10 protein-coding genes and 1 tRNA gene are annotated in these 12,503 nt (G+C 46.9%); 3 read left to right on the forward strand and 8 right to left on the reverse strand.

Features of this window, described 5'->3' with window-relative positions:
- Positions 1-42: 42 nt before the first annotated feature.
- Entirely contained in the window at positions 43-663 is a 621-nt protein-coding gene (locus tag QVO39_RS07145) for a hypothetical protein (protein WP_021903600.1), read from the forward strand.
- Positions 664-1,019: 356 nt separating this feature from the next.
- Here the strand turns inward: QVO39_RS07145 and QVO39_RS07150 are convergent, their stop codons facing one another.
- The 3 genes from QVO39_RS07150 to QVO39_RS07160 all read right to left on the reverse strand — a co-directional run bounded on the left by QVO39_RS07150 (position 1,020) and on the right by QVO39_RS07160 (position 3,850).
- Positions 1,020-1,715, reverse strand: a complete 696-nt coding sequence (locus QVO39_RS07150; RefSeq protein ID WP_021903601.1) for an energy transducer TonB — start codon at positions 1,713-1,715, stop codon at positions 1,020-1,022.
- A 152-nt stretch (positions 1,716-1,867) separates the two neighbouring features.
- Complete coding sequence (locus QVO39_RS07155; protein ID WP_018028877.1) at positions 1,868-2,545, reverse strand: zinc metallopeptidase; 678 nt, start codon at positions 2,543-2,545, stop codon at positions 1,868-1,870.
- Between the two features lie 21 nt (positions 2,546-2,566).
- A complete protein-coding gene (locus QVO39_RS07160; RefSeq protein ID WP_021903603.1) occupies positions 2,567-3,850 on the reverse strand; it encodes an adenylosuccinate synthase in 1,284 nt (427 codons plus the stop codon).
- Between the two features lie 548 nt (positions 3,851-4,398).
- Here QVO39_RS07160 and gltX point away from each other — a divergent pair.
- Positions 4,399-5,910 (forward strand): glutamate--tRNA ligase, encoded by a 1,512-nt coding sequence (gene gltX / locus QVO39_RS07165; protein WP_021903605.1) that lies wholly within the window; start codon positions 4,399-4,401, stop codon positions 5,908-5,910.
- Between the two features lie 83 nt (positions 5,911-5,993).
- Here the strand turns inward: gltX and QVO39_RS07170 are convergent, their stop codons facing one another.
- From QVO39_RS07170 to QVO39_RS07190, 5 genes are all read right to left on the reverse strand, one after another.
- Positions 5,994-7,535, reverse strand: a complete 1,542-nt coding sequence (locus QVO39_RS07170) for a ComEC/Rec2 family competence protein (protein ID WP_021903606.1) — start codon at positions 7,533-7,535, stop codon at positions 5,994-5,996.
- Between the two features lie 35 nt (positions 7,536-7,570).
- The gene (gene rpe, locus QVO39_RS07175; RefSeq protein ID WP_021903607.1) at positions 7,571-8,221 is read right to left on the reverse strand and encodes a ribulose-phosphate 3-epimerase; all 651 of its coding nucleotides are present in this window, start codon (positions 8,219-8,221) and stop codon (positions 7,571-7,573) included.
- 3 nt (positions 8,222-8,224) lie between these two features.
- Positions 8,225-10,465: a RelA/SpoT family protein gene (locus QVO39_RS07180; protein WP_021903608.1), complete on the reverse strand. Its 2,241-nt coding sequence runs from the start codon at positions 10,463-10,465 to the stop codon at positions 8,225-8,227.
- A 249-nt stretch (positions 10,466-10,714) separates the two neighbouring features.
- Positions 10,715-11,125, reverse strand: a complete 411-nt coding sequence (locus QVO39_RS07185) for a DUF4332 domain-containing protein (RefSeq protein WP_021903609.1) — start codon at positions 11,123-11,125, stop codon at positions 10,715-10,717.
- A 159-nt stretch (positions 11,126-11,284) separates the two neighbouring features.
- Entirely contained in the window at positions 11,285-12,019 is a 735-nt protein-coding gene (locus QVO39_RS07190; RefSeq protein ID WP_288171905.1) for a glycosyltransferase family 2 protein, read from the reverse strand.
- Positions 12,020-12,068: 49 nt separating this feature from the next.
- Here QVO39_RS07190 and QVO39_RS07195 point away from each other — a divergent pair.
- Positions 12,069-12,140: transfer RNA gene (locus QVO39_RS07195), tRNA-Arg, on the forward strand.
- Positions 12,141-12,503: the final 363 nt, after the last annotated feature.

Below are 12,503 nucleotides of genomic sequence, written 5' to 3' on the forward strand. Positions count from 1 at the left end.
GCGTTAGCCGATTCTATTATCTAGAATACTCGGGACTCGGTGATGGTGAGCTACGGGAAGCCATTTATCTGGAGTGGAGAGTCGCAAGTGACGGGAGATACGGTGTCGCTATTTATCCATAATGGTGAACTAGATTATGCTCACATTAGGGAAAATGCCTACCTTTCTAGTAAGGTGGATGAGGAGAAGCACTTCAATCAGATGCGGGGGAGGGAGGTACTGGCTTACTTTTCCGACCAGCAGATGGACTCGGTCTGGACCCGTGGCAATGCTGAGGTGATATACTATAGTCTTAATCCCGATAGCATCGCTACAGAGCATGTCAAGGCACAGTGCAGTGAGATACTTATGCAGTTTGAGGAGAAGGAGCTAAGCAAGGTGAAGCTGATGGGACGGCAAGTTGGCACCGTAAGTCCAGTACTGCTGATCGACGAAAGTCAGCTCTACTATCCCGACTTCGTCTGGTTCCCCGAAGGGCGCCCCACCAGCTTCCTAGATATCTTTAGAGAAACCCCCAAACCAGGAGGTGCAGCTAAAGACAAAAAAGAGGAAGCCGAGACCCCTCCGAATCAAGAGAAGGAGGCTCTAGCAGCCTCGGAGTCAACCGAAATCACCCAAGAAGAGGCCCCTAAAGAGGAATCAAAAGAGGAACCAACAGAGTAAGCCCCTTTACCTTAAATACCACAACGTAAAAGGATCTCCCTTCGGAGGTCCTTTTCTCTTGGGTGCCTTATCGGACAAGTCAGACAGGTCAGACAAGTCGGACGAAAACCTCTACCAAGGTTTGAGTAAATGTGAAGGTGCTCTACTGAGATCCGATTGTCTTGTTCGACTCGTCCGACTCGTCCGACTCGTCCGACCTGTCCGATAAGGCACCCCCAAGGGAGCACTCGCAAGGCTGCTCTCAAAGGCATCATAGCAGATTGCCTGGGGAAGACGATCTCTATATAAAGCGTGGGTCGTGCGAGACAATGCCTCACACGACCCACGTATTACTTACGACTTAGTCGTTGTTATTATTACTGTAGCCTAAACTGTACTGGCAGTGTAAAACGTGCACGCACTGGCTTACCGGTTTGCATACCTGGCTTCCACTTAGGCATCTTGCCTACCACACGCATTGCCTCCTTATCAAGGTTAGGGTCTACACCTCTCACGATCTTAACGTTGGAGATAGATCCATTAGGCTCTACCACGAAAGAGACCATCACACGACCTTGGATATTATTCTCTGCCGCGATTGGTGGATAGTTGATGTTCTTTGATAGCCACTTCATCATCGCAGCTTGACCACCTGGGAACTCAGGCATCTCCTCAAGGTACTCAAAGATATGATCCTCGGCCACCTCTTCTCTCGCCCTTTGTGTAGGTGCTGGAGGAGTAAAGGTTTGTTGTAGCTTGTTTGCAGCATCATCCACAGAAGCGATGGTCACATCGGCCACCTTTACGTCGTCCTCCACGATCTGTAGATTCTCAACGACTACAGGAGTTTCCACCTCAGGCTCTGGAGGAAGTGGTTCTTCCTCTTGTGGAGTGATTTGGATATCCTCCACTTCCTCAATGACGAAGTTTCTATCATCCTCAGCCACCACTACATCTTTATTGCCCCATTCGAAAGCAACGAAGACTGCAGCCAAGGCAACGACCAAACCCATCAGGAAGTATAGCCCCTTGCCATTTTCCAGATTTGCTCTGTCCGTCTTTTTTTGTCTCATAAGTTATTCGGTCTTAGTATATTGTAATCAATTATTCAAAGCCACCAGAGGATAATTTGGAAGCTCGCAACACGTGTTATAGAGCTTTTTCACATTCCTCTCTACAAATGTACACATTTTATTGATACCCACAAGTAAATTGAGGATAATTTTTATCTACGACTGCTATAAATAGTCAAGTAGTAGAGCAAAGTAGCTATGGAGCCAATAGCAGCAGCAAAGTAGGTGTAGGCAGCTGCTCGGAGTGCTTTACTAGCTTTTGGCTGTTGCTCGTAGCTGGTTACACGGCTTCGCTCTAGCCATGCCAAAGCCCTTCTACTGGCATCTACCTCCACTGGAAGGGTAATGATACTAAATAGCGTAGTGACACCAAATAGGATAATCCCAGCGAGTAGAAGCTTGGGAAACACATTTAGCAAAAGGATGCCAGCAATCAGTACAATATTGACAATGCTAGATGAAAATTGCACCACAGGCACTAAGGCCGAGCGCATCTTCAGTGGTGCATATCCCATTGCATGTTGGAGGGCATGCCCTGTCTCATGAGCTGCCACCGCTGCTGCCATCACACTATTGCTATTGTATACTGACTCGCTTAGGTTGATGGTCTTATCCAAGGGATTATAGTGGTCTGTAAGCTTTCCACGAGTTGATAACACTCGGACATCCGTCAGACCATTCTCCATAAGCATTCTCTCCGCCACCTCACGACCTGTGAGGCCGCTATCTAGGCGCACCTGAGAATACTTTTTGAATACACTTTGGAGGTTCCACTGGACCAACATGCCCAGAATCATCACCCCAAACATCAATATATAAGCTGTAGGCATACTCTGTAATCTGCTGTATTATTATTTACGAATAATGGTTTGAGCCCTATCTGGCCCTACCGATACTATATAAATAGGTATCCCTAGGTACTCTTCAATAAACTTGAGGTACTCCTTGAATTCAGTGCTAAACTCTGCCTCACTAGTGCAGGAGGTCATATCTTGTTGCCACCCCTTAAAGCCCTTGTAGACAGGCTTCACCTCATCCGACAGTTCAAAAGGCATCTCAGTGGTCTCCTTGCCATCTACTTCATACGCAACGCACACCTTGATCTCTTCAAATCCATCAAGCACGTCGCTCTTCATCATGATAAGGTCGGTAACGCCATTGAGCATAGTGGTATACTTAAGTGCCACAAGGTCTACCCAACCACAGCGACGCTTACGACCTGTAACAGAGCCAAACTCCCGACCTACCTCGCAAATCTTGTCGCCCGTGGCATCAAAGAGCTCGGTAGGGAAAGGACCGGCACCCACTCTCGTGCAGTAGGCTTTGAAGATACCAAAAACACGTCCGATATTACGAGGGGCTACACCTAGGCCGATGCAAGCACCAGCAGCAACGGTATTGGAAGAGGTAACAAAGGGGTAAGAGCCGTAGTCAATATCCAGTAGTGAGCCTTGCGCTCCCTCTGCTAATACAAGCTTATCGTGAGAAAGTGCATCATTCACCTTCGCCTCGCCATTAACCAATTGGTACTCCTTGAGATACTCCAAGGACTCTAGCCACTCCTGCTCTTTCTCGGCATAATCAGGTACTTGTGTCTCAATGGAGTAATTGAGGCCTTTCAACTGAGCAAAGTGACGCTTCTTGATTGTCTCAAACTTTGCAGGGAAGTCGGGACTTAGGATATCACCCACTCTTAGGCCGTTACGGCTCACCTTGTCGGTATAGGTTGGGCCAATTCCTTTGCCAGTGGTGCCAACCTTCTTATCGCCTTTTGCCAATTCATTGGCGGCATCAAGCAGTCGGTGGGTAGGGAGTATCAAGTGTGCCTTCTTGGAGATCAAAAGGCGATGCTTGAGATCCACACCACTCTCCTCTAGCGACTGTGCTTCATCTCTGAATAGCACAGGGTCTAGCACTACTCCATTACCTATTAAGTTGGTTTTACCGCCCTGAAAAACTCCAGAGGGGATGGATCTAAGCACGAACTTCTTATGGTCAAATTCTAGAGTATGTCCTGCATTTGGCCCTCCTTGAAAGCGAGCCACCATGTCATACCGTGGTGTGAGCACATCTACCACCTTCCCTTTTCCTTCGTCTCCCCATTGGAGACCAAGTAGTACATCTACCTTACTCATAAATTTATATCTTGTAAAAACAAACCCTCCGCTTATTACCTTACAAATGTACACATAATTCATAAGAATAGCCAAAATCTGAGCAATTTGAGAGTAACGAATGCGTAGTCCCGTTCGTAACTGAGTTCAAATACTCACAGCGACATTTTTGATACCATGGTCTCCTTTCGAAAACCTAGACGGTTTGGCTCACCTTCATACAACAATTTTCGACCTCAATAAACCCATGGGCTAAGAGGGCAAAAGTTGAGATGCAACTAAGCGATCGGCGAGTTGCATCTCGGCAATTGCTTAGTTGCATCTCAATTTTTCCCTTATGCCAAGACCCCCTTTCAGCCATACCCCTTGCTGGGGTTTATGAAGACAAACGCTTTTGTATAACACTGTTTTCCAATCAATTACAAGATGGCTATGTGACCCTATTTTAGGTGGATTTTATGTCTGGTTCTTATTCCGCACAATCTCTCATGGGAGGGGGTGGCGTTTTTGAATGTGGCAGTGATTTTGTACCTTTGTTGTAAATAACAGATTTGATACACATATATAATATGGTGAGAGTAAGGTTTGCACCAAGTCCTACAGGTGCACTTCATATTGGCGGTGTGCGTACAGCACTTTTTAATTATCTCTATGCTCGCCACCACGGTGGCACGATGGTGCTTCGCATTGAGGATACAGATAGCAAACGCTTTGTACCAGGAGCGGAAGAGTATATCATTGAGGCCTTGCAGTGGCTTGGCATTGAGATTGATGAGGGCATTGGTACCGACCATCAGCCCTACGGCCCTTACCGCCAAAGTGAGCGAAAGGAAATCTACCAAAAGTATGTGCAGCAGTTGCTGGATGCTGGCAAGGCTTATTATGCTTTTGACACTGTAGAGGAGCTGGAGGCTGCACGAAAGGAGTACCCCAATTTCAGCTACGATGCCACCACACGTGAGCAGATGCGGAATAGCCTTTCGCTCCCCAAAGAGGAGGTCGACCAGCTCATCAATAGTGGTGCCGAATATGTAGTGCGCTTTTTAGTAGAGCCCAATAGAGATGTAGAGGTCAATGACCTGATCCGTGGCAAAGTAGTGATCAATTCATCCATCCTTGATGATAAGGTACTCTACAAGAGTAGTGATAGCTTACCCACCTACCACCTTGCCAATATTGTAGATGACCACTTGATGAAGATTACTGAGGTGATCAGGGGTGAGGAGTGGTTGCCTAGCGCCCCACTCCATGTACTACTTTATGAGGCGTTTGGATGGCAGGAGAGTATGCCTAGGTTTGCACACCTCTCCTTAATCCTCAAACCTACGGGTAATGGTAAGCTCAGCAAACGCGATGGCGACAAACTCGGTTTTCCTGTATTTCCACTTGAGTTCGTCGACCCAAAGGATGGCACTATTTCCACAGGATATCGCGAACAAGGGTATCTTCCCGAAGCTGTGATCAACTTCCTGGCCCTCCTTGGCTGGAACCCTGGCACAGAGCAAGAGATTTTCTCTATGGAGCAGCTGAAAGATGCCTTTTCTCTAGAGAGGTGTAGCAAGAGCGGTGCCCGCTTTGACTTTGAGAAGGCAAAGTGGTTCAACCACCACTATATCCAGATGATGTCGCTAGACCAATTACTCCCCATTGTGCGTCCGATGCTCGAAGCAGAGGGCATCGAAGCTAGCGATGAGAAGCTCAAGGAGGCGATTGCGACGGCACAGGAGAAAGTACAATTGCTCCCCGACTTTGTACGGGAGGTGAAGTATCTATTTGTAGCGCCTACCACTTTTGAAGAGAAGGGAATGAAGAAGCATTGGAAGGCGGAGACGCCTGAATACCTGCGGATGATCATTGACCTACTCAAGGGACTAGATAAGGAGGCATCTCAGGAGACTATTGAGCAGGCACTTTACGACAAGATAAAGGGAGATGAGCTACCTATGGGCCGGGTGATGAATGGGATCCGTATGGCTCTGGTAGGTGAAGGCCGTGGCGCTAAGATCCATGAAATCATCCATATTCTAGGCATTGAAGAATCGATTCGACGCATAGAGTATGCGTTGAGCGTTAATGAATAATATTAGCTGAGATCACTGAAAAGAGAACACCCGATGTCTTACCGACATAGGGTGTTCTCTTTTAACAACCGTAACGACTTGGATTAAAGCTCCTCGTGAGATGGGTGAGTAATTCTTGCAATCTCTACTCGGCAGGTGTAGCTATGCAATAGGCGGTATGCGAGGTAAGCGATGAGGTAATAGAGGGCGAGGGCAATGCCATCAAACTGGAGGGTAAGGCTCATTGGGTCGTGACTAAAGAGTGAGGTGACCGAGTGCATCCACCCAGTCAGGAGCCGAAGTATCTCTAGTAGGAAACTAGGCACCCAGTCAAAAACAGCAGTAAGCAAGAAGGCGACCAGTGCCAAGGGGATCAGTAAGCTGCTGATAAATACGAGGGGGATATTACTCCAAATAAATACAAGTGGAGCGGCTCCAAAGTTATAAAATAGGAGTGGGAACACTCCAATCTGTGCCGCTACAGCAAGGCAGATGAGGTCTCTAAGCCACTGGAGCAGTCTATTGGTAGGGTTGAGTAATCTTTTGAAGAGGGGGAAGAAACTATAGATGCCCCAAACGGCGGAAAGACTTAAGAGTAATCCGATACTATAGTAAGCAAAAGGATTGATGACTATAAATACCAAGAAGACCAGAGAGAGGAGCTGAATGGGGTCAGAAGGTCTGGAAAGCACTTTTCCACCAATAAGAAAGGTGCTCAATAGGAAGGCTCTAATGGTGGCGGTAGAGGCTCCAGAGAATAGGGTGTAAGCGAGAAGCACTATAAAAAGGAGGAGGTAACGGAGGTACCGCCACTCATATTGCCAAAGTGCCCATCCAATAAGTAGGCTAACCATCCACATCACCACACCTAGGTGATAGCCACTAAGAGCCAATAGGTGAGCTACTCCCGAATCGGCGAACTGTCTTTTCAGATTTGAGGGGAGCAGGGAGCGGTCACCAAGAGAGATGGCATAGATAAGCCCCCTACCCTCCCACGGTATGTAGTCAGAAGCGAGCATCTCAAATTGATGCCGGAGAAGATAGCGCCAGTGCTGAAGGATACTTGTCAGAGGTTTATTGGACATCGGAGCTAATGTCTCAATGCTCTGAATGGTGGCAGTAGCATGAATCCCCTCACTGATGAGATACTTTCGATAGCCTTTATTCTTGAGTGCGCTGAGTGGTGAGAGATCAAGTGCTGCCACCCCTTCGGCTCCGTAGCTATTCGCCTCATTGATGGTGCTGGAGACAGGCACTTTAAGCTGCACATTGATCCATTGACCATTGGGGAGCTCCACCTTTGCCCGATACCGAATTTCACTCTCGGCACTAGCGATGAGGGGATAAAGAAGTTTTACTCTAGCATGACTTATGCTGCAAGGCTGAAGAATTTGCTCATATCTAGCACCCCTAAGATGGGTATACAGACCGAAGGCGATGGCGATGAGGAGGGTCCAAATCATCAACTCTGCCTTGATCTTTTGGAAAGGATAGAAAAGTAACACCCCGATCACAACAACCAGGGTGATGCTTATCGCAAAGAGGTAGTCCGACTGGGCAATCAAAGCACCCAATAAGACCCCTATCACCAATCTGAAAGCTGGACGATGGATATACTCAATCCTAGGGACTAGCAGTGATGACATGGAGAGGTAGCTCTATGGTGTGGCACGCCTCTCCTCTATACCGCCAAAAGCCTTTCGATAGTTTTCTGAGGATCCTCGGAGCCAAATACGTAGCTTCCCGCCACCAAGGCATCTGCTCCGGCATCAAAGAGCTGCGCTGCTGTCTCCTCATTCACTCCACCATCTACCTCAATCAGCACCTCTAGTCCCCGCTTCTCAATCATCTTTTTAAGCCTTACCGTCTTATCAAGTATTTGAGGGATAAATTTCTGTCCTCCAAAGCCAGGGTTAACCGACATCAAGAGTACTAGATCGAGATAAGGGAGTAGGTCTTGGAGTAGCTCTACAGAGGTGTGGGGGTTCAGGACCACGCCAGCCTTCATGCCAGCATCACGTATCTGTTGCATCGCTCTATGCAAGTGGCGCGACGCCTCGTAGTGCAGCGTGAGGACATCCGCTCCAGCATCCGCAAAAGCGGTGATATAACGTTCTGGTTGCTCTATCATTAAATGGACGTCAAGGGTCTTAGTCGTAGCTTTGCGGATAGCTTGGACTACAGGTAGCCCAAAGGAGATATTGGGCACAAATAGCCCGTCCATAATATCCAAGTGTATCCACTCTGCTTTGCTCTGATTGAGCATCTCTATATCACGCCCGAGGTTTAGAAAGTCCGCCGATAGCACGGAGGGTGCAATGATTCTTGCCATGTCTTAAAGTATTGGTTTATTGGTCAGTATTTGTATGTGAAGGATATCATTTTCGTCTTTTAATCGACGAATGAGATAATTCAGCTCTGTAATATTAGGAATACGTATGCGTAAAGTACCGATAGCCCGATCAATGGAGCTAGAGAAATGAATCTCTATCAAAGGAACTCTCAAATCTCTAATGGTACCGAGGACATTGTGGACAAAACCATCCTGATTAACTCCCTCCACCTCTAGAGTAACTCCAAAGTTGGAGTGGATATGAGGACCCCATGCCACTGCCACGATTCGGTCACCATAAGTGGCTTTGAGCTGCATAGCAATTGAGCAGCTCTTTTTATGTACTTCCACTTGGTCTTTCTGATTCAGTATCCCATCTACCTCCTCCCCACAGATTGGTTTACAGCAGAGAGAACGGATATAATTTCTACGCCCATCTCTCGCCTCTAGGGTATAGAGTTTTTTGCGGTCCTCTGGAGCGATGCTAGGTACCTGGGTCTCATCCGAATCGAGCCACAACTGGCGGTCTTCGCTCATACGATTCCCCTTGTGCCGATCCTCTATTAATTGCTTGGTCAAGTCATCGTCTAGCGAGACCTCGCCCGACTGTACTGCGAGGAATAGATGCTCGGGTGTAGGGTAGCTCAGCACATGCCCAAAATTAGGGACCAAATCTCCCAACGCATACCCCTCTCTGTGGAGATGGGCTTCGAGAAGGTTTCGACCTCTTTGGATCTGCTTGGTACGAACATTACTCAGGTAATTACGAATATAACGCTTGGCTTGTGGACTAGTAACATACTCCAGCCACTCCTCTCTCGGCTGTACCTTAGAGGCAGTGAGCACTTCTATCTGGTCACCACTATGAAGGGGATAGTCGATATTAACCATCACATGATTGACCTTGGCACCAAGGCAATGATCGCCATACTCTCTACCTAGCTCATAAGCAAAGTCGAGCACAGTGTACCCTTGAGGTACTCTCAATTGGTCTCCCATCTTGGTGAATATCAGCATCTCCTCCGTGGTAAACTTGTACATCATTGTCTCGTAGTCGTCAGATGCACTAGGTCCAGGATTGCTGAGGAGTACCCTCACGTTATTGAGAATATTTTGCTCTATTTCGTCGATCTCTCCCGGGTGCTGCTTGTATCTCCAATGTGCTGCCAGTCCTCGCTCCGCCATTTCATGCATTCGCTTTGAACGGATCTGCACCTCTACCCACTCTCCGAGGGGTCCCATAACAGTGATATGGAGGGCTTGATAGCCATTTTCCTTAGGCTTGGTGAGCCAATCTCGAGTGCGGTCGTCCTTAATCCTAAAATGCCGGCTTATGGCTCGATAGATCCTAAAGCAATCATCGTATTCGGTATCATTACGAGTCGGCTCGAACACAATCCGGATGGCAAATAGGTCATAAATCTCATCAAAGGATAATTGCTTGGTCGTCATCTTTTTCCAGATGGAATAGATGCCCTTCATCCGATGCTGAATTTCGTAAACTAACCCAGTAGCTTCGAGGTCTTCGCGCACTTCGGCATAGAATAGCTGAAAGAGCTTGGAGCGCTTGGCACCGCTGCGCTCTATCTCCTCCTGTATCTCGATGTATTGCTGAGGATGGTCGTACTTAAGTGAAAGGTCATTGAGCTCACTCATAATATCGTACATACCCAGTCGCTCTGCGAGTGGAGCATAGAATAGGCGTGTCTCGGAGGCGATCTTTGCTTGCTTTGCCAATGGCATACTTCCTAGAGTACGCATGTTATGCAGACGGTCAGCAATCTTGATAATAACAATCCGCATATCATTATTGGCCGTCAGAAGGAGGTGACGGATATTTTCGAGCTGGGCCGAAGCATTCTCCTTACCCATCATCATCTCCGCCAAGATCTCACCGGAGAGCTTGGTGAGTCCATCCACAATACGAGCAATGGTAGGGCCAAACATATCACGGATATCCTGCACTGTATATTCGGTATCCTCCACTACATCGTGCAAGAGCGCCGAAGCGATGCTCGTGGAGCCCAGTCCTATCTCATTACAGCAAATGCTTGCAACTGCGATAGGGTGTAGGATGTAGGGCTCTCCACTCTTGCGCTTTGCCCCCTCGTGTGCTGCACGTGCCAGATTAAAGGCCTTGCAAATAACATCGGTGCGCTTCCGATGGTTTGAATTGAGGTAATCAGCCAGCAATTGATCAAAAGCTGATTGCACCACTACTCCATAATCCTGCTCTGACTGCATACTTATCTATTATAGGTCTTGTATTCCATACCTTAACAAAAGTACACAATTTTAATGAGATAATATAGCTATGACCAATTCGCCCTAGACAAAGAGGCCATAAGATCATCTGCAAAATATAGAGCTACCCCACTAGTCGCACAATAATCACAGTGCGACCACTAGGGTAGCTAAATCAATTTGCTCGTCTCCTACAGGCGATTGGCTCTGCCAGCCTCACCTGTATGCTATATGAGCAACGTTGCTAAATCAATACTCTAAACCTCTTGGAAGAGCCTTAGCAGTTTCGATCCACTTTTGAACCGACTTAAGAGGTGGGATACGACTCACTAGCTTTTTAGAGTTATTGACCTCCGCCATCTTCTGTACAAGGTTCTCGGCATTTCTATTGGCTAGCTCCTTAACAGTATCAACGCCAGCAGCCTCTAGTAGCTCGGCATACTGAGCTCCAACGCCTTGGATACGGAAGAGATCCACATGATTGGCCCATATAAGTATCTTATCCTCATTAATGCCAGTCGCACTAGCCAATTCTTTTCTCTGCTTCTTGGTTTTGGTTGCTTTCAGCAACTCGTCAGTCGTTTTGATACCTGCCTCTCTAAGCTTCTGACCAAAAGCTGAGCCAATGCCCTCTATCGCTTCAATCTTGTAATTTGCCATAGTAATAATACTTTCGTTTTTTGTTATTGAATTATTTGTAACTATCTCTTTTCCACAAATGTATAGAATATATTTGACTTAAGCAGCCTATTACCCCACTCTTTTTGCACCGCCAATTTATGAGATGATGCAACACACCTTTGGATCCACTACTTGATGCTATTTCACTAACCACCGAAATGCAAAGAAGAGATGGGCAAAAAGCGTCTTTACCCACCCATAGTGGCGACCCATTATCTCGAACCGCTCCTTGAGAGAGGCACGGTGATTTCGAGTGGTAGCTCCTTCCGAAAGGTAATCTGTCAGGATCAACCGACTATTATAAGTGTGCTGAGCATTTGACAAGATATTAAGACACCAATCAAAGTCGCTAGAAAAGCGGTAGCCAAGATTATAGCATGGCACTAAGTCTCTACGTGGATAGAAGGATTGGTGGCAAACCACCATCCCCTTTAAGAAACTGCGATAGGTAAGCTGCTCTGGGGTACTCAGGCGTCGGGGTCTGAGGAACTGTCTATTTTCATCGACGATATTTGTTTCTCCATAGATCACATCAGGCAAAGGGCTTTTGATCTGAGCAAAGACCTCTGAGAGGGTAGTTGGAGAATGAAAGGTATCACCAGCATTCATAAAACAGAGATAATCGCCTGTAGCTGCCTTAATCCCCTTATTCATAGCATCGTAGATCCCCCTATCTGGCTCACCTATAAAGCGATCGATATGACTTCGGTACTGCTCAATCAGCGCCACGGTACCATCAGTAGAGGCTCCATCCACCACTATATATTGAATATGAGGATAGGTCTGGCTTGCTACCGATTGGAGTGTATACCCTATCTCTCCTGCCGCATTATAGCAGACGGTTATCACACTTATAGATATCTTTTCTTGCATATCAAGAATAATAATGGTAATTTTGCACCGTGCATCTTCGTGCATAAATGGCCTCGTAGTTCAACGGATAGAACAAAAGTTTCCTAAACTTTAGATATGGGTTCGATTCCCGTCGGGGCTACTTTCTTTGCTCCACTTGGTATCGCTAAGCTACCAAGAGGAGCTTTTTTATTATGACCACTGCAAAGGTACCATAATCTAAATGATTAGTGGCCACTCAGGGTTGCGATATATTCTGTAAAACTAACTAATTTGTCGAGACAATCAGTCAGAGGGAAGTTAGTTCAGGACAACTAGAAGCTCCATGTGCTCTTATAATCACGATTCGCCCTCTTTGTGGTTCGGGCAGCTTATCTAGGACAAGAAAAAGCTATCTCTAGGCACCCAAAAAAACCTCTATACTAGTAGGGCAAAAGTTGAGATGCAACTAAGCAATCGGTGAGTTGCAACTAAGCAATTGCCGAGATGCAACAAAGCAAACGCT

The sequence above is a fragment of the Porphyromonas sp. CAG:1061 genome (assembly GCF_000435035.1).
Taxonomy (GTDB): Bacteria; Bacteroidota; Bacteroidia; order Bacteroidales; family Porphyromonadaceae; genus Porphyromonas_A; species Porphyromonas_A somerae.